This is a genomic window from Candidatus Kosakonia sp. 282A-S69 (genome assembly GCF_029433855.1).
GTDB classification, from domain to species: Bacteria; Pseudomonadota; Gammaproteobacteria; order Enterobacterales; family Enterobacteriaceae; genus Kosakonia; species Kosakonia cowanii_A.
Genome location: NZ_JAROAU010000003.1, coordinates 2,622,766 through 2,640,457, shown reverse-complemented (window position 1 = coordinate 2,640,457; position 17,692 = coordinate 2,622,766). Strand labels below are relative to the sequence as shown.

The 17,692-nt window shown below is 55.6% G+C and carries 14 protein-coding genes; 9 read left to right on the top strand and 5 right to left on the bottom strand.

Translation table 11 applies throughout. The features are described 5' to 3' along the window. Positions 1-318 precede the first annotated feature (318 nt). The 6 genes from PU683_RS18120 (at position 319) to PU683_RS18095 (ending at position 7,418) form a co-directional block, all read left to right on the top strand. Complete coding sequence (locus tag PU683_RS18120; RefSeq protein WP_277173905.1) at positions 319-840, top strand: fimbrial protein; 522 nt, start codon at positions 319-321, stop codon at positions 838-840. A 76-nt stretch (positions 841-916) separates the two neighbouring features. Beyond that, entirely contained in the window at positions 917-1,597 is a 681-nt protein-coding gene (locus PU683_RS18115; RefSeq protein WP_277173904.1) for a fimbrial biogenesis chaperone, read from the top strand. A 10-nt stretch (positions 1,598-1,607) separates the two neighbouring features. Continuing rightward, positions 1,608-4,115, top strand: coding sequence for a fimbria/pilus outer membrane usher protein (locus tag PU683_RS18110; protein WP_277173903.1), 2,508 nt, complete (start codon positions 1,608-1,610; stop codon positions 4,113-4,115). Further along, complete coding sequence (locus tag PU683_RS18105) at positions 4,112-5,065, top strand: fimbrial protein (protein ID WP_277173902.1); 954 nt, start codon at positions 4,112-4,114, stop codon at positions 5,063-5,065. The genes PU683_RS18110 and PU683_RS18105 overlap by 4 nt, the downstream gene beginning before the upstream one ends. Before the next feature lie 209 nt (positions 5,066-5,274). Continuing rightward, a complete protein-coding gene (locus PU683_RS18100) occupies positions 5,275-6,984 on the top strand; it encodes a DUF4153 domain-containing protein (RefSeq protein WP_277173901.1) in 1,710 nt (569 codons plus the stop codon). Between the two features lie 44 nt (positions 6,985-7,028). Next, a complete protein-coding gene (locus tag PU683_RS18095; RefSeq protein WP_277173900.1) occupies positions 7,029-7,418 on the top strand; it encodes a hypothetical protein in 390 nt (129 codons plus the stop codon). On the opposite strand, the gene PU683_RS18090 is transcribed toward PU683_RS18095, so the two are convergent. The 5 genes from PU683_RS18090 to PU683_RS18070 all read right to left on the bottom strand — a co-directional run bounded on the left by PU683_RS18090 (position 7,415) and on the right by PU683_RS18070 (position 13,647). Beyond that, positions 7,415-7,789 (bottom strand): hypothetical protein, encoded by a 375-nt coding sequence (locus PU683_RS18090; RefSeq protein ID WP_277173899.1) that lies wholly within the window; start codon positions 7,787-7,789, stop codon positions 7,415-7,417. The genes PU683_RS18095 and PU683_RS18090 overlap by 4 nt on opposite strands. 52 nt (positions 7,790-7,841) lie before the next feature. Further along, positions 7,842-8,225 (bottom strand): hypothetical protein, encoded by a 384-nt coding sequence (locus PU683_RS18085; protein WP_277173897.1) that lies wholly within the window; start codon positions 8,223-8,225, stop codon positions 7,842-7,844. 314 nt (positions 8,226-8,539) lie between these two features. Next, positions 8,540-8,911 carry a hypothetical protein gene (locus PU683_RS18080; RefSeq protein ID WP_277173896.1) on the bottom strand — a complete coding sequence of 124 codons (372 nt, stop codon included), beginning with the start codon at positions 8,909-8,911 and terminating at the stop codon, positions 8,540-8,542. 10 nt (positions 8,912-8,921) lie between these two features. Continuing rightward, the gene (locus tag PU683_RS18075; RefSeq protein WP_277173895.1) at positions 8,922-11,333 is read right to left on the bottom strand and encodes a type VI secretion system Vgr family protein; all 2,412 of its coding nucleotides are present in this window, start codon (positions 11,331-11,333) and stop codon (positions 8,922-8,924) included. A 283-nt stretch (positions 11,334-11,616) separates the two neighbouring features. Continuing rightward, positions 11,617-13,647 (bottom strand): choline transporter, encoded by a 2,031-nt coding sequence (locus tag PU683_RS18070; RefSeq protein ID WP_277173894.1) that lies wholly within the window; start codon positions 13,645-13,647, stop codon positions 11,617-11,619. A 238-nt stretch (positions 13,648-13,885) separates the two neighbouring features. On the opposite strand from PU683_RS18070, the gene betI reads away from it, so the two are divergent. From betI to betA, 3 genes are read left to right on the top strand one after another with little or no spacing between them, the layout of a single operon-like run. Then, positions 13,886-14,482, top strand: coding sequence for a transcriptional regulator BetI (gene betI / locus PU683_RS18065; RefSeq protein ID WP_023480351.1), 597 nt, complete (start codon positions 13,886-13,888; stop codon positions 14,480-14,482). A 13-nt stretch (positions 14,483-14,495) separates the two neighbouring features. After that, complete coding sequence (gene betB / locus PU683_RS18060; protein WP_277173893.1) at positions 14,496-15,968, top strand: betaine-aldehyde dehydrogenase; 1,473 nt, start codon at positions 14,496-14,498, stop codon at positions 15,966-15,968. 26 nt (positions 15,969-15,994) lie between these two features. Continuing rightward, positions 15,995-17,674 (top strand): choline dehydrogenase, encoded by a 1,680-nt coding sequence (betA, locus tag PU683_RS18055; protein WP_277173892.1) that lies wholly within the window; start codon positions 15,995-15,997, stop codon positions 17,672-17,674. Positions 17,675-17,692 lie beyond the last annotated feature (18 nt).

The window sequence follows — 17,692 nt, the reverse complement described above, 5'->3', positions numbered from 1 at the left end:
TCTTCAGGCAAGACGTTATCTTGCTGTTTTTAAATCGTTATTTTTTACAAGCACGTCGTAATAACGCATTAACCTTTACTGGCAACGTGATTCAGCTGTTCACGTTGCCAGTGTTATCTTCTCAACGTCCCGTTATTTTATCTCTCTTAACTTCACAAAAAGCGCGTTCCCTGACGTTTTATGCTGCCTTTATCTGTTTTTAAAAATCTTCTGCTGAACTCACCACTCTGGCACTAACGGGAAAGTCTGAAGCGGATTTTTTCGCCGCTGTTGTCGAGCAGGGCATGGCTCTGCCTCATTTTTATCAAGGAGAAGAAAATGAACATGCGGTTAGCAAACACGGCTTTTATCGTCTGGATAGGACTTACCGGCGCCGCGCACGCCGCAGACGGCACCATCTACTTCACCGGCAGCATCACCGACCAGACCTGCGAGGTCGACAGCGGCTCGCAAAGCATGAACGTTGATTTAGGCAAAGTCTCTTTGGCAACGCTCAATGGCGCTGCCGGAATGAAAGCCGCTCCGACACACTTCAGCATTACGCTCAATGATTGCCCCGGCACCGCCACCGCGCTGAAAGTGAAATTCGACGGCACTGCACATGCGGTTAATCAGCGCCTGCTGTCGCTGGACAGCGGAAGTAACGTTGCGAGCGGGGTCGGGATCGAAATCGCGGATAAAAATGGCTCTGTCATTCCGCTCTACTCAGCCTCAGGCGACTACACCCTTGATGAGGGCAGCAACACGCTGGACTTCACCGCCCGCTATGTCTCGACCGGCACGACGGTCACCACCGGTACGGCTAACGCCACGACGCAGTTCACCCTTAACTACCGCTAACGCCTGACTGACGCGGAGATACACCTTATCGGTGTACCTCCGCCTGACAGGGACGGTTGTATCCGGAGAGAAGAAGATGAACAGGCATCTGCATGTGGTGCTGGCGTTATTGCTGGCGCTGCTTTGCGGGCCGGCAGAGGCCGGGATCGTGATTGGTGGTACGCGTGTTATTTATGACGGTGATAAAAAAGAGGCTTCGCTCTCCATCCGCAACCCGAATAAATCGAGTGTTTATCTGGTGCAGAGTTGGGTCGATAGCGGCGAAGAGAGCCGTAAAGCGCCCTTTATCGTTACGCCGCCGCTGTTTCGTATCAACGCTGACGGAGAGAATATGCTGCGCATTATCCGCACCGGCGGCGCGCTGGCGCAGGATCGCGAATCGGTGTTCTGGCTGAACGTTAAATCGATTCCCGCCATCGATGACAGTGTTGCGCGTAGCAACATGCTGCAGGTGGTGATCAAATCGCGTATCAAGCTCTTCTACCGCCCCCGCGGGCTGCAGGGCGAGCCGGGCAGCGCCTATCAAAACCTGCGGTTCACGCATCACGGCAATCGCCTGACGGTCACCAATCCTACCCCTTTTTACGTCACGCTTTTCACCCTGAAAGTGGACGGAAACGAGATTAAAGAGGCAGATATGGTGCCGCCTTTGGGCAGCGCCAGCTTTATGTTGCCGTCGGCGGCAGTGTCACGCGTCAGCTGGCAGGCGATAAATGATTACGGCGGCATCAGCCAGGTTGAACGCCGGGCACTCTGAGAGGAAGGTGATGAAAATCCCGACTTCGCGGCAGAGGGCGTTGTTACCGGCGCTGGTGCCGATAGTAATGCTGCTGCCCGGCTCCCTGCGCCATGCGGACGCGCGCGAGACCTTTAATCTTCATGCGCTTGAGCTTGATAACCCCGGCCAGCAGATAGCCGATCTCTCTTTCTTTGCTGAACCAGATGGCCAGCTCCCGGGCACCTACCGCGTGACTGTCTATGTGAATGGTGAAAAGCAGGGCGAGGCGCAGGATATCGCTTTTGTCGCGGGCGCGGAGAACCGGCTGCATGCGCTGCTCACCCCCGCGATGTTGCGACGCTGGGGAGTGAAAATCGACGCCTTTCCGGGCCTGGCGGCGCTGTCGCCGGAGACACCTCTTGAGGATATCGGCCACTACATCCCGATGGCCACGGCAGAGCTGCAGTTTAGCCAGTTAAGGCTCAACGTCAGTCTTCCGCAGGCGGCGATGGATGCGCGCGCCAGAGGGGAAGTCGATCCCGCCGAGTGGGATGAGGGAGTGACTGCCGCGCTGCTGAACTACAGCCTGAGCGGGAGCCATCGCTGGCTTGATGTGGGCAAAGGCTCGCGCGACAGCTACTACGCCAGCCTGCAAAGCGGTATCAACCTCGGGGCGTGGCGGCTGCGTAATGACTCGACCGGATATTACGCCAGCGGCCACGCCAGCCGCTGGACGTCGATTAATACCTACCTGCAACGCAACATCAAAGGGCTGAAAGGGCAGCTGACCCTCGGCGACAGCTACACGACTTCGGAGATTTTCGACAGCGTGCAGTTTCGCGGCGCGCAGCTCGCCTCTGACGACAATATGCTGCCGGACAGCCTGCGCGGTTTTGCTCCGGTGATCCGCGGCATCGCCCACTCCAGTGCGCAGGTGACCATCAGGCAGAGTGATTACATCATCTACCAGAGCTACGTCGCGCCCGGGGCATTTATTATCCGCGATCTCTACCCTACCTCCGGCAGCGGCGATCTCACCGTCACCATCAAAGAGGCCGACGGCAGCGAGCGGACTTTTGTCCAGCCCTTCTCGGCAGTACCGATTATGCAGCGCGAAGGTCATCTGAAATATGCCCTGACTGCCGGAAAGTATCGCAGCGGCAACCGAACCCGCGATGAGCCAGCCTTTGGTCAGGCGACGGCCATCTACGGCTTGCCGCGCGGCATCACCCTTTTTGGCGGCGCGATCGCTGCGCAGCATTACCACGCCGGGGCGGCGGGGCTTGGTTTTGGGCTTGGCGATCCTGGTTCGTTGTCCGCCGATATGTCGGTTGCCCGGAGCACGCTGGACCGCAACGACACTCACCACGGGCACTCCTACCGGCTGCAATATGCCAAGGATTTTCAGGCCACTGATACCCGCTTCACCCTTGCGGCATACCGCTACTCCACAGCCGGGTTTTACACCTTTCAGGAGGCGAACGATCGGCGGGGCGGGGGCTATCAGTACTGGCGAGGAGTGAACAACAAGCGGCAAAAGCTCCAGCTCGAACTCAGCCAGAGCATGGGCGATTACGGCTCGCTTTATCTCTCCGGTTTCCAGCAGAGCTTCTGGCAGGAGGCGGGGTTCGAACGCACGCTCAGCACCGGCTGGAGCGGCAATTTCAGTGGTATCAGCTACAACCTCGCCTACAGCTATAACACCTACCCGGCTCGCGCACAGCCCGCAGAACAACAGCTGGCCTTCAGCATTCAGGTGCCGCTCAGCCGTTTTCTGCCTAACGCATGGGCGAGTTACAGCCTGAACAGTGCGAAGCATGGCCCCACTCGCCAGCAGGTGGGGCTCAGCGGCACGACGCTTGCCGATAACAACCTGAGCTACAGTATCCAGCAGAGCCACAGTAATCACGGTGCGGGCAGCGCGGGGAGCCTCAGCGCCGCTTACAAAGGCGGGCAGGGAGAGGTAAACGGTGGCTACAACTATGATGCGCACTATCAACAGATTAACTACGGCCTGAAAGGCGGTGTTGTCGCCCATCCGCACGGCGTAACCCTCTCACAACCGCTGGGGCAGGCGCTGGCTGTGCTGAAAGCGCCGGGTGCCCGGGATGCGAAAGTGCAGAACAACACCGGTCTCTATACCGACCGGCGTGGCTATGCGGTGGTGCCTTATGTCACGCCGTACCGGAAAAACCGGCTGGTGCTCGATACCACTACGCTTGGCGATGAGGTGGATATCGATAGCGCAGTGCAAACCGTTACGCCGACAAACGGTGCAGTGGTGATGGCGAACGTCAACACGCGGGTCGGGCGACGCGTGCTGATGAAGCTCTTTTATCAGGGCCGGCCGGTGCCGTTCGGCGCACAGGCGACGCTAGCGGAGGGGGGGAGTGGCATCGTCGGTGACGACGGGCAGGTATACCTTGCGGGCGTGGCGGATGAAGGAAAAATCAAAGTGAAATGGAACGCGGATCAGCAGTGTGTAGTCCATTTTCGCCTGCCGGATAACGTCGGCAACAGCCCGGTAATTGAAACAGAACAGGAGTGTCTGGCATGACGCGGTTCGTAAAATCACTCTCCGGCCTGCTGGTGCTCTGGTCCCTCTCCTGCGGTGTTAAAGCGGCCTGCGGTTTTGCCAGTAATTTGGCGGGTGAGATTGGGAATGCCATCAGCTTCGGCAACGTCTCGGTACAACGTGATACGCCTGTCGGTATCGTGATTGCGACGGCAGTTACCAGTGCCTATAACGGCGGGAATAACATCGCTGGGTGCCATGAGTCCTGGATTTACCGCTGGGAGATGAGCCAGTGGCGCGCTCTAAGCCCTCTCGGAAACAACATTTATGCGACGAATTTGCCCGGCGTAGGTATTCGCTTAACCAACATCGGATCCCGAAAACTTCTGCCTTACGATCAGCGCGTACCGCGGAATACCAGTGTCTACATCGGTGCCGGTATGAAAGCGGAATTAATTAAAACCGGCGCGATCACGCCAGGAACATTGACGCCAGGCGTGCTGGCTCGCGCCTCAATCGCCAGCCGCTTCTATTTTGCCAATGTCATGCTGGGCGGCACCAATACCGTTACCACTACGGCCTGCACAATCCTGACACCGGAGCTCTATGTGCTGCTGGGCGACCATGAAAAATCGCTCTTTTATGGCCCCGGCGCCTATACCGAATGGAAAGAGTTCTGGATTGAGCTGGAGTGCGATAAAGACGCCCGTATCTACGTCCAGGTCGATGCGCAACAGGACCCCTCAAACGTGCCGGGGGTGATGAAGCTGGACAGCGCGCCCGGCGATATCGCGGCAACGGGAATCGGTGTGCAGCTCTTTTTCGCGCCCGACGATCGGGCTGTGCGTTTTGGGCAGCGCAGGATTTACTTTACCTCGCCCGGCGGCGGCACCGAGACCGTCCAGTTCAAGGCGCGCTATTACCAGACGGCACCGCGCGTCAGCGCAGGTGTCGCCAGTGCAACAGCGACATTTACCTTAACTTACCGGTAGGTGGTGGCCTTGCAGCCCCGCTTATCGCAATCCTGTTGAGTACCCCCACCCAAACAAGTGATTGCGCTCCTCTTCCAGGCATGGACAATGCCTGATCGTGCGCCATACAAAGCAGAGCAAGAAAAAGGTCAGCAAAACCTGGAATGATTTTTGACGACAAAAAAGCGTATAAACAGGTTTTTCACCAGCCAGACAGCAAAGGAGTCGCGATGTTACAAAAAGAGGATTTTCCGGCAAAAACCAGGTGGGCGATTATCGCCATTGGCACGCTCGCCGGATTAGTGTGTGCGTTGTCCGGGGGGCTCATTGAGGCTCACGACTACGCGTTTTATCTGTCGCCGCTTGCCATTGCTTTTGCCAGCGTGCTCGCCTTTACCCTGTATCGGGTAAATGATGCTAAGCCGTGGCTCTGCGCGCTCCTGACGCTGCCGTTTATCGCGCTGATGACCGGTTGGCTGCGCTGGAACTTTCCCGGGCTGCCGAACGATGATTTTCACGGCACAAACGTCGGTGCAGCGACATTTCTGCTTATTCTGGTGATGCCGTTTCTGACGGCCTTCTGCACGCCATCCGCGCAGAAAGGGGATAAATCTGCCTTTATCACCGGCGCGCTGTGGAACAACACCTTTACTCTGGGCGTGACCGCGGTGATGACCGGGTTGTTCTGGCTGGTGCTGCTGCTGTGGAGCAAACTCTTCAGCATGATTGGCATCACGCTGTTTGAGCACCTCTTTTTTGATAACCCCTTTTTCCCGGCGATGGCGACGGGTGCTGCGATTGCCGCTGGCATTATCTTTTGCCGACGCCTGCCGGGGGCAGCCGGGCTGTTTCGTAACCTGCTGACGCTTGCGGTCAGCGTCCTGCTGCCGCTGCATGCCGTTATCTCTCTACTGTTTCTGGCCTGCCTGCCCTTTACCGGGCTGGCGATTATCCCGGCCTCTGTCTCCGCCGCGACACTGCTGCTGACCATGACGCTGCTGATGCTGGCATTCAGCGCCATGGTTGGTGAAAAAGCGCCGGCTGCGTCGCGCTGGTCGCGGGTGATTGCGCGTCTGGTGCTGGTGGCGCAGGGGATCACGCCACTGCTCGCCGCGCTGGCGGGCTGGGCGCTGTGGCTGCGCATCGCCGAATATGGCTGGACGGTGGATCGCGTTTACGGCGTGGCCCTTACGCTTCTCGCATTGATCGGGTCTCTGTTGCTGGTCCGCTATCAGCGCCGGGCCTGGACGCAGGGGGCGGCTAACATGAACCGTTTCACCGTCCTGATGCTGGCACTTACCGCCTGCGGCTGGTTTTTGCTGCATACGCCGGTTGTCGATCCGCTACGTATCTTCGTTAACAATCAGCTGGCGCGCTACGCCGACGGCAAAGCCAAAGCGGACGGAGAGGACCTCTACATGCTAAGCAACGCCGGACGGCGGGGTAAAGCGGCGTTACAGATGCTGAAGTCGCATCCGCAGTGGCTGAAAGATCCGGTGCAGCAGCAAGCGATGCTGATGCAAATCCTCGGCGGCGATAACGAAGGCGCGAAGAGAGGTATCAAAGAGTTGCAGCAAAGCATACCGCTGCGCACGGGCAGCGAAGCGCCGCCGGAGAGCTGGTGGCAGGCACAAACGCAGTATGTTGATCACACGCTGAGCACCTGCATGGTGGATAGCAGCGCCTGCCTGATCTGGATGCAGGATCTCAACGACGACGGCACACCGGAAGTGCTGCTCTATAACCGCAACGACGCCGGGATCTCGGTCTACACCCGTCAGGGCAATGAGTGGCGTCAGGCGGGCAGCGTCACGCTGTCGCAAAACGCCGAAAAAGCGCTGCGCGACAGTATGCCGAAAACCGTCAGCAAACCCTGGCGCGATCTGGAGATCAACGGTCAGCGCTATCCGGTGCAGTATTACGGCTTTGAAGGCCAGTAGACATTACGCCCGGCGGCATAAAGCCGGGCGAGAGGAGTGCAACAGTGAGTCCGAGCGTAGAAGAGGTGATTGCTTTTGTGCGTGAGTTTTCGGGATGTACCCGCAAAGCCATCGATAAAAGCACGCTGCTGGAAGAGGATCTGGGTATTTGCGGTGATGACGGCGTTGAGCTTCTTGAAGAAGCAGAGAAGTTTTTCGCTGTCCGTTTTGCAACGGATGAGGAGGATTTCCGCTCGCTTTTCTCGTTAAAGGAGAATGAGTACCTCTTTACAAGCGAAGGCCTCGATCTACTCGGCATCTGCTATTTTTTTCGCTGGTTGCGCGGCGAGCCAGAGCCCGTGGTGCGCGATCTCTCCATCGGGCAGTTGCATCAGGTGCTGGTGAAAGTGCGTAGCAAACAGGAGGGTAGTTGCCCCGCAACACCACGGAACTAATAAGTTTTATAATCGCTGAAATAAAAGTGCTGGCCTGTCTCATTGTCGACACGGATATTGACTTCGGCACCGGGAAAAAACTGATCCTTTTCAATAAACGGGAAAGCAATACCACGTTTGGTGATAACTTCCTCTCCCTTGAAAATATATTTTACCGTCACGGCTGCCGTCAGATGATTATTAAGTTCCTGATACTCATCAAACTTCAAATCAACGATATTTGCCTTAAGGTCAGTGCCGTTTTGTTCGGTTTTTGCATCGTTGGACTGGCTCCGCCAGTTAGTTATGCCGACATGTATGAAAAGAAGTACCACACCACCGGTAATAACCCAGCCTAACTTTGGTCCGAAGGTCGATAAAAATTCCATCATGATAGTTCTGTTTCTCCAGTAGTATAGATGCTTATCTTTTAAGAGATAATGCCTATCGGCGTTTATAATCCAGCATTGCATCACGCATATTAAGTATGTTCTTGGCTGGATCAGTTTTAAGATAGACCACAGGAATGGTTGAACCCTGCTTGTAATTATAAAGATCCATGGTTTTGATATTTATGAGTACATTCTTATTCTCATATGTCTCCCCATTTTCTGCGGTAAATTGGTAATCAACATAGATGCTAACTATGCCGAGGTTCGACGGTGTACGCGGTATAATCTGCGTAATGGTTGCATCGATATAACAAGGGTTGCTAAGTATTTTCTTTTTAGTAAATCCATCAAATATGCTTCTTATAATCGAGTAAACGATTGCAATAACCACTGCCGTTACAAGGATTATGGGGATCGCTTTCAGGTAATTGTCCATATGACCTTTTGAAGTTTAGTTTATCGGAAAAAGTTTCACGTATAGTATATGATTCGCTTCTTTCATAAAAAACTGCATTGTTTAATCTATCGATTAAGAATTAAGCAGCGAGGATAGCAAATAGATAAAATAAAGATATTAAAGCTATATTGTTTGCATCATTCTGCTAGAGCGACTTTTTATAGTACTGGTTTCACATCATCAAGGAAAAGGTGCTTAATAAAATGAAAATCTTTTGGTTCTTGTGAAGTGATATCTTTATCTCATGTAGTTCCAAAGAGCGCCGTAAACCTTTTGGTGCGGCGCTTCCAGAATTAACTACTTTCATAGTCGATATAGTAAAACTCCTCAGGTTTATTAGGGTTTAATCTTATTCTTAAAGGTTTGCCTACCTGAATTTCATCTTTATCGGTCACATAAACTCTGATACCTCTTTTAGAGAGAATGGCTTTTCCAGAAAAGTTATATTTTACCGTAACGACACTAACGATTTTATTATTGGCTCTTTGATATTTATCAGGGACCACCTCAGTGATAATGGCATCAATATCAACACCATGCTCTTTGATGTAAGCATCTCTTTTATTGCCTTGACTGGTAAGGAAAGCCACATACCCAGCAAATGTTAAGCCTATCAGCGGTATAATCCATGCTAACTTTGGCATGATATAAGATAAAAAATTCATAAGTCTCCTTTTATAAAAAACTTGTCAATACATTGAATGCTTGTGACAGAGAGGTGATTTTTGTTTCTGTACCACCAATGTAAAAACCTATCGTTCCACCATCTCTTTTGATTGCGATCCCTTTATTTTCTATTTTTAATCCGCTCATTGAAAAACCAAAGATGGGATTGACAGAGGCTGAAGTCATATTCACTGAAATATCATTCAGCTTAAGACTTGCAGCAGCATTTTTGTATTCATAATATTCACCTGGCGAAACTATCTCTACTTTCTCAGGGCTCTCAATAGTAATTTTCTTCGGCGAATAGAGGCTAACACCACCCTCAACAATTTCGTCCAGTCGCCCACCGATATGTCTGCCTACACTGCCTTTAATATCCACAATTTGATTAAGCTTAACCGTACGCTTTTCCATACCCTGAATATCGGTCACTACGCCCCGCTTATAGGTTACTTTGGTTGCATATGAGAGCGAGCCAGGCGAATCAAGTGACATGGCTAGCACCGGGTTAGGATGAGGATCGATGACCGCAGGTTTAGAAGGTGCTGGACCAATACGTTCATTGGTAGGCACGGGCGGCAATTGCGACTCCTGCCCCTGGGCATTCACCACCTGGCCAAACACCACTTCCGGCACTTCATACATGATCTTATCTGCCGCCAGGGTACTGACCGAGGCGTCGGTCTTGATCACCAGATTCTTGGTATAGCTGTTGTCGGAGTAACCGGTGACTGATTTGGTCTCGTTATCGACAATCGTCTCTTTACGGCCTTCGGCGCTCACGCAGATGGTCTGCCCTTTATTAAAGGTCTGCGTGTCGTGATCTTCCACCGTTATGGCACGGGTGAGCTTATGGTTATAGATCGTCTCTTTATGCACGGTCTCCTTGTGGATACCTTCAACGGAGACGTTCATATCCCGCTCGGAGTGGAGGTCAACCGACTCGTTGCCGAGCTTATCTTCGAAGAAGAGATAGCTGGCGTTATCTTTATTGCCGTCTTTACTGCGGGTCATAAAGCCCATACGGGTTGAGTCGCCCGGCAGATCCCACGGCGGCATGCTCGCTTCGTTATAGACGCGACCGGTGACAATCGGGCGATCCGGGTCGCCGTTGATAAAGTCGATAACCACCTCATCACCGACGCGCGGGATCTGCACACCACCAAAACCCTGGCCAGCCCATGCGCTGGATACGCGTACCCAGCAGGAGCTGGTGTCATCGCCTTTTGCATGACGATCCCAGTGGAACTTCACCTTCACGCGGCCATAGCGGTCGGTCCAGATTGATTCACCCTGCGGGCCAACTACGCGGGCGGTCTGCGGACCATGTGTGCGTGGCCACTCCGTGCGTTGTGCCGAACGGAAGGTGGTTGCCGCCGGGATCACCACAAACTGGATCTGATGAATAGTGTCGGAAGCGCTGCCGCTGGCGTAGCTGTTCTCTTCCAGCGTATAGGACGCGCTAACGACGAGGTAGTCGTTGCTGCTGCCGGCAAAAGGCGGGTTGCCGAGGGTAAAGGTATAACCTGGTGTGATACCGAGCGCCGTGCCGTTGGCGTCAATGCGCTGCTGCTCGGCCTGCCACTCCTCCTGGCGGATGCGGGCGTAAAACTCACCGTGCGCATGCTCGACAAAACGGCCCGGCCACTCGTAGTAGTCAATCTGGCCAGGGGAGGGCGAAGCAGGGTTCTGCCGCGCCTGAAACATCCACGCGTTCGGCTTGCGGAAGTCGTAATCATCGATGCTGTAAAGGCCGGGCGTCACGCGTTCGCTGATCGCCCACTGACCAATGCCCTCTTTATCCGTCGACCCGCCGGAAAGGGTGGCGTGATAGGGGATAACTTCATATCCGCTAAAAGGTTCATGATGCTCTGCCGCATCCATCAGCACCAGCGTGTGGGAATCCGCCTCATGGCGGAAGTAGAAGTAGATCCCTTCCAGTTCCATCAGGCGGCTAATAAAGTTGTAGCTGCTCTCCTGATACTGAACGCAATACTCCCAGTTACGGTAGTCACCGGTCAGCTTATCTTCCGTCTTAACGCCATATTCCGACAGCACGGTTTTAATAATGTCCGGCACGCGCTGGTTCTGGAAAATACGCTGGTTACGGTCGCGCAGCAGCGGCCATAAATCGGATTCAATTTTCAGGAGATATACCGCATAACGCACGCCATTAAGCTCGGTGCTTTGCAGGTTTACTTCGGTGATTTTGCCGTTGAAATAACGCGGTTGCAGGCTCTGGGTCGGCACCTTAATAGTTAAGGGTTTCCCTAATAGCGCTCTACGGTCGATATTGCCCTCTTCACTTAACATCGTGACGTTCAGTGCAAAGGATCGCGACATCACTTCTGTGCCGTTAAGTTTCCAGAACATCAGCGACTCGGCGCCGGCTGGCGGGGTGACGGTGATACGGTCAAACATAGCAACTCTCCCGGAGCGATTGCCCCGCGCTTTCAAAGGTTTGCGAGGTGTTTCTTTTTTTGGTTTTTTGCTGTGCTCACGGTTGGCGGGAATAAACGTTTAATGTCAATCCGTAACCATTCCATGAAAGAAGACATTTTACAGATCGACATCTTCAGATACAGAGCGCAACGCATGAAATCGAAAAGCTGAGTCGTATTTGCAGATTTTTCCTAAAAATATCGGCCTTTAGCGCAAATTCATCTGCCTGAAAAAATAAGGCCACTTGCGTGGCCTTATGTCGTTACATCTGTGGGTAAACAATATTTGCGCCGGGCGCTTCGCGGTGCAGATGGATAAAGTTAAGGTGACGTTCATATTGATCGAGAATATCGATAATCACCTGCTCTTTGTTGTAATCCATCAGATCATTCCCCTGACTACCCTCTAACAGGAAGGTCTCCAGGCGGAAGTAGTGCGACTTACCGCTGCGGGCGCGGTAGGTAAAGCCGGGAACGGAGTACTGCTGCGGCCAGACCTGGTAAACAAAGTCCTGCTCGTCGCCGAGAAGCACACGCAAATCGAGGTGACCGAGCGGCTTATCATCCTCCGCAGGCACACTCTCCAGCGTAACGCGACCGCCGCGCAGCTCCAGCTCCTTCGCCACATCCTGCATCGCCGGGTAGATCACCGTCTCCATCATCTGCTGGGTGTAACGCGTGCCCGGGTAGTTCATCAGGCGCGAGAGACGCTTTTTCCAGCTCAGGCGATCGTTGCTCGCCGGAATATAGGGCGCGGTTTCGCGGCTGGCGCTGGCGCGGCGGTGATCTTCCACCTTCAGCGACTTATAAAGCCCCGCCATGACAAAGAAGATCACAAAGCTGAACGGCAGACCCATGATCACCGTGGTGTTTTGCAGAGCTGAAATGCCGTTGGTCATCAGCATTCCCATCGTCAGCACGCCAATCGCCACCGACCAGAAGATACGCAGCCAGTTCGGCGCATCGCTGTTGATATCTTTCAGCTTCGAGGTGAAGTTACCCAGTACCAGCGAGCCGGAGTCTGCCGAGGTGACGTAAAAGAGCAGGCCGGTAATGGTGGCAACCGAGGCGCTCAGTTTGAACGCCGGGTACTGCGCCAGCAGGCTGTAGAAGCCGCGTTCGGCGTGCGCCATCACTTCCTGGGCAAAACCGGCATCGCCGTGAATGATCTCATACAGCGCGGCGTTACCAAATACCGACAGCCACAGCAGGGTAAAGGTGAACGGAATGATCAGCGTACCGAGCACAAATTCACGAATGGTGCGACCGCGGGAGATACGCGCAAGGAACAGGCCGACAAACGGCGACCACGCCACCCACCAGGCCCAGAAGAAGAGCGTCCAGCTGTTCATCCACTGCGTCGGGCGGTCAAAGGCAAAGGTATTCAGCGTCATGCCCATAAAGCGGTTGATGTAATCGCCCACATTCAGCACCAGCGCGTTGAGCAGGAAATCCGTTTTGCCCATAAACAGCACAAACAGGATCAGCCCGAGCGCCAGCGCGACATTCAGTTCTGAAAGAATACGGATCCCTTTATCCACGCCGGAGGTGACCGAAATGGTGGCAATGATCACCGACAGCACAATCAGCGCCATCTGCGCGGTTAACCCTTCCGGCACATCAAAAAGCACCTTCAGCCCGTAGTTGAGCTGCACCACGCCAATGCCGAGGGTGGTGGCGATACCGAAAATGGTGCCGATCACCGCCGCGATATCCACCGTGTGGCCAATCGGGCCATTAATGCGTTTGCCGAAAATCGGGTAGAGCGCCGAACGGATGGTGAGCGGCAGGTTGTAGCGGTAGCTGAAGTAGCCGAGCGCAATCCCCATCAGGGCGTACATCGACCAGCCGGTTAAGCCGTAGTGGAACAGCGTCCAGACCATCGCCTGGCGCGCGGCTTCCAGCGTCTGCCCTGCGCCTTCCGGCGGCTGCATATACTGCGTCACCGGTTCAGCGACGGAGAAGAACATCAGATCGATGCCGATCCCGGCGGCAAAGAGCATCGCCGACCAGCTTAACAGGCTAAATTCCGGTTTTGACTGCTCTGGCCCGAGTTTGATTGCCCCGTAGCGCGAGCAGGCCATATAGATCACAAAGACGATATAGAGCGTGGCGGCCAGCATGTAGTACCAGCCAAAGGTGGACGACACCCAGTTGACGGTGGTCTGGATCCACGCCGCGGCGAGATCGCTATAGAGAATGGTGACAAGTGAAAATGTCAGAATCAGTCCGGCGGAGGTGTAGAACACCACAGGATTGATTCTGTCTTTTTCACTGGCAGGTGGATTAATCATCGGTTACCTCTGGTTAATTTCCTGTAAATAAATCAAAAGATTACTAGCAACGTGCTGCCTCTTTTCTTGTTGTTTTTCCCTCATTTTCGTTATCAATAAAGCCTGCTACAGCTTACACACAGCCGCTTCGTTTTTGTAACAACGAAGGTACATTACCTTAACAAATTCCTTTTTTATATTGAACGTGCAATCAAAAAAAGATTAAATAGAGCCCTTAATTTGTGGTGGAGAGGGAGTCATGCCAAAGGTGGGAATGCAGCCGATACGCCGTCGGCAACTGATTGATGCGACCCTGGATACGATCAACGACGTCGGGATCAACGACGCCACCATTGCGCAGATTGCGCGCCGGGCCGGGGTCTCGACCGGCATCATCAGCCACTACTTCAAGGACAAAAACGGCCTGCTGGAAGCCACCATGCGCGACATCACGCGCCAGCTGCGCGACGCGGTGGCGGTACGCCTGAAACCGTTAGCGCAGGCCACTACCGAAGCGCGTTTACTGGCGATTGTCGACGGCAATTTCGACGAAACCCAGGTCCACAGCGCGGCGATGAAAGCGTGGCTCGACTTCTGGGCCAGCAGCATGCATCAACCGCAGCTTGGCCGCCTCGAGCGCGTCAGCAGCCGACGCCTCTTCTCCAGCCTGACGGCGGAGTTTCGCCGCGAATTGCCGCGCGAGCAGGCGCGGCTGGCAGCGCACGGCCTGGCGTCATTAATTGATGGCCTGTGGCTGCGCGCAGCCCTGAGCGGCAAACCGTTCAATCCGGACGTTGCCCGCACGCTCACCACCCAATTCATCCGCCAGCAGTTGGCTGGCGCAGAGAATCCCTGAGGAAGGAGGAATCATGTCCCGATTCGCAGAACAGCAGCTCTATATTGATGGTCAATACGTTCCCGCCGCGGCTGGAAAAACATTCCAGACCATCAACCCGGCCAACGGCGAAGTGCTTGCTGAGGTGCACGAAGCGGCGCAGGCCGATGTCGATCGCGCAGTCGAAAGCGCGCGTAAAGGCCAGAAAATCTGGGCCGCGATGACGGCGATGGAGCGTTCACGCATCCTGCGTCGCGCGGTGGATATTCTGCGCGAGCGCAATGACGAACTGGCCGCGCTGGAAACCCTCGACACCGGTAAACCGCTGAGCGAAACCCAGGCGGTCGACATCGTCACCGGCGCGGATGTGCTGGAGTACTACGCCGGGCTGATCCCGTCGCTGGAAGGGCAACAGATCCCGCTGCGCGACACCTCTTTCGTCTACACCCGCCGCGAGCCGCTTGGCGTGGTCGCCGGTATCGGCGCATGGAACTACCCGATCCAGATCGCGCTGTGGAAATCCGCACCGGCGCTGGCTGCGGGCAACGCGATGATCTTCAAACCGAGCGAAGTGACGCCGCTCACTGCGCTGAAACTGGCGGAGATCTACACCGAAGCGGGTCTGCCGGACGGCGTCTTTAACGTCCTGCCGGGCAGCGGCGCGGTCACCGGCCAGCTGCTGACCGAGCATCCGGGCATCGACAAAGTCTCCTTCACCGGTGGCGTGGCCAGCGGTAAAAAAGTGATGGCGAACGCCGCCGGTTCGACCCTGAAAGAGGTCACCATGGAGCTGGGCGGTAAATCGCCGCTGATCGTCTTTGACGATGCGGATCTCGATCTCGCCGCCGATATCGCGATGATGGCCAACTTCTACAGCTCCGGCCAGGTCTGCACCAACGGCACCCGCGTCTTTATCCCGGCGAAATGGCAGGTCGACTTTGAAGCGAAGATCGCCGAGCGCGTGGCGCGTATTAACGCGGGCGATCCGAACGATCCGGCCACCAATTTCGGGCCGCTGGTCAGCTTCCCGCACCGCGACAACGTGATGCGTTATATCGAATCCGGCCTCAGTGAAGGCGCGCGCCTGCTCTGCGGCGGCAAGCGTCTGACTGGCGGCGAGTTCGATAAGGGAGCCTGGGTTGCGCCCACGGTCTTTACCGACTGCCGCGACGAGATGACCATCGTGCGTGAAGAGATCTTCGGGCCGGTGATGGCAATCCTCACCTATGAAAACGAAGAGGAAGTGGTGCGCCGCGCTAACGCCACCGACTTCGGTCTGGCGGCTGGCGTGGTGACGCAGGATCTCAACCGCGCGCACCGCGTGATTCACCAGATTGAAGCGGGGATCTGCTGGATCAACACCTGGGGCGAATCCGCTGCCGAGATGCCGGTGGGTGGCTACAAGCACTCCGGCGTCGGGCGCGAAAACGGCCTGATGACGCTGCAAAACTACACCCAGGTGAAGTCTGTGCAGCTCGAAATGACCCGTTTCCAGTCTGTATTTTGAGTGAATTTTAACCTGAGGAGCGACTAATGGAATTTGATTACATCATCATCGGAGCCGGATCCGCAGGGAACGTATTGGCAACAAGACTGACCGAAGATAGCGACGTCAACGTGCTGCTGCTTGAGGCGGGCGGTCCCGATTACCGTTTTGATTTTCGCACACAGATGCCGGCGGCGCTGGCTTACCCATTACAGGGAAAACGCTACAACTGGGCATATGAAACCGAGCCCGAGCCGCACATGAACAACCGCCGCATGGAGTGCGGGCGCGGTAAAGGGCTTGGCGGATCATCATTGATCAACGGCATGTGCTATGTGCGCGGCAACGCGATGGATCTCGATAACTGGGCACAGCAGCCGGGTCTGGAGCGCTGGACCTATCTTGACTGCCTGCCTTACTACCGCAAGTCGGAAACGCGTGATATCGGCGCGAACGATTACCACGGCGGCGAAGGCCCGGTCAGCATCACCACCTGCAAACCGGGCAACAACCCGCTGTTTGCGGCGATGATCGAAGCGGGCGTGCAGGCGGGTTATCCGCGCACCGAGGATCTCAATGGCTATCAGCAAGAGGGCTTCGGCCCGATGGATCGCTTTGTGACGCCGAAAGGGCGTCGCTCGAGCACCGCGCGCGGTTATCTCGATACCGCGAAGAAGCGTTCTAACCTGACCATCATCACTCATGCCACCACCGATCGCATTCTGTTCGACGGCAAGCGGGCGGTGGGCGTGGAGTATCTGCACGGTGCCAGCAACACGCCGCAGCAGGTGCATGCGCGCCGTGAAGTGCTGCTCTGCGCGGGTGCCATCGCTTCGCCGCAGATCCTGCAACGCTCCGGCGTCGGGGCGGCGGAGCTGCTGAAGAAGTTCGACATTCCCGTGGTGCACGATCTGCCCGGCGTCGGCGAGAACCTGCAGGATCACCTCGAAATGTACCTGCAGTACGAGTGCAAAGAGCCGGTGTCGCTCTACCCGGCGCTGAAGTGGTGGAACCAGCCGAAAATCGGCGCGGAGTGGCTGTTTAACGGCACCGGCATCGGGGCCAGCAACCAGTTTGAAGGCGGCGGCTTTATCCGCAGCCGGGAAGAGTTTGCCTGGCCGAACATTCAGTACCACTTCCTGCCGGTGGCGATTAACTACAACGGCAGCAACGCGGTCGAAGCCCACGGCTTCCAGTGCCACGTTGGCTCCATGCGCTCGCCGAGCCGCGGCTTTGTGCGCCTCAAATCGCGCGATCCGCGTATGCACCCGGCCATTCAGTTCAACTACATGGCCCACGAGCAGGACTGGCAGGAGTTCCGCGATGCGATCCGCATTACGCGGCAGATCATCAACCAGCCGGCGCTGGATAAGTATCGCGGGCGTGAGATCAGCCCTGGTATCGAGTGCCAGACCGACGAAGAGCTGGATGAGTTTGTGCGTAACCACGGCGAGACTGCCTACCATCCCTGCGGCACCTGCAAAATGGGCAGCGATGAGATGGCAGTAGTTGACGGGGAGGGGCGCGTCCACGGCCTGCAAGGTCTGCGCGTGGTCGACGCCTCCATCATGCCGCTGATTATCACCGGTAACCTCAACGCCACCACCATTATGATTGGCGAGAAGATTGCCGATAATATCCGTGGCCGCACACCGCTGCCGCGCAGCAACGCCGACTACTTCGTGGCGGGCGATCGCCCGGTGCGCGGCGAGCCGATGCGCGCGTAGCGTCAAAGCCGGTAGGGC

Coding starts and splice junctions, on each gene's coding strand:
- PU683_RS18100 (WP_277173901.1), top strand. CDS start 5,275: ATGTTACAAAAAGAGGATTTTCCGGCAAAAACCAGGTGGGCGATTATC.
- PU683_RS18080 (WP_277173896.1), bottom strand. CDS start 8,911: ATGAATTTTTTATCTTATATCATGCCAAAGTTAGCATGGATTATACCG.
- betB (WP_277173893.1), top strand. CDS start 14,496: ATGTCCCGATTCGCAGAACAGCAGCTCTATATTGATGGTCAATACGTT.
- PU683_RS18090 (WP_277173899.1), bottom strand. CDS start 7,789: ATGATGGAATTTTTATCGACCTTCGGACCAAAGTTAGGCTGGGTTATT.
- betA (WP_277173892.1), top strand. CDS start 15,995: ATGGAATTTGATTACATCATCATCGGAGCCGGATCCGCAGGGAACGTA.
- PU683_RS18075 (WP_277173895.1), bottom strand. CDS start 11,333: ATGTTTGACCGTATCACCGTCACCCCGCCAGCCGGCGCCGAGTCGCTG.
- PU683_RS18120 (WP_277173905.1), top strand. CDS start 319: ATGAACATGCGGTTAGCAAACACGGCTTTTATCGTCTGGATAGGACTT.
- PU683_RS18110 (WP_277173903.1), top strand. CDS start 1,608: ATGAAAATCCCGACTTCGCGGCAGAGGGCGTTGTTACCGGCGCTGGTG.
- betI (WP_023480351.1), top strand. CDS start 13,886: ATGCCAAAGGTGGGAATGCAGCCGATACGCCGTCGGCAACTGATTGAT.
- PU683_RS18105 (WP_277173902.1), top strand. CDS start 4,112: ATGACGCGGTTCGTAAAATCACTCTCCGGCCTGCTGGTGCTCTGGTCC.
- PU683_RS18085 (WP_277173897.1), bottom strand. CDS start 8,225: ATGGACAATTACCTGAAAGCGATCCCCATAATCCTTGTAACGGCAGTG.
- PU683_RS18115 (WP_277173904.1), top strand. CDS start 917: ATGAACAGGCATCTGCATGTGGTGCTGGCGTTATTGCTGGCGCTGCTT.
- PU683_RS18070 (WP_277173894.1), bottom strand. CDS start 13,647: ATGATTAATCCACCTGCCAGTGAAAAAGACAGAATCAATCCTGTGGTG.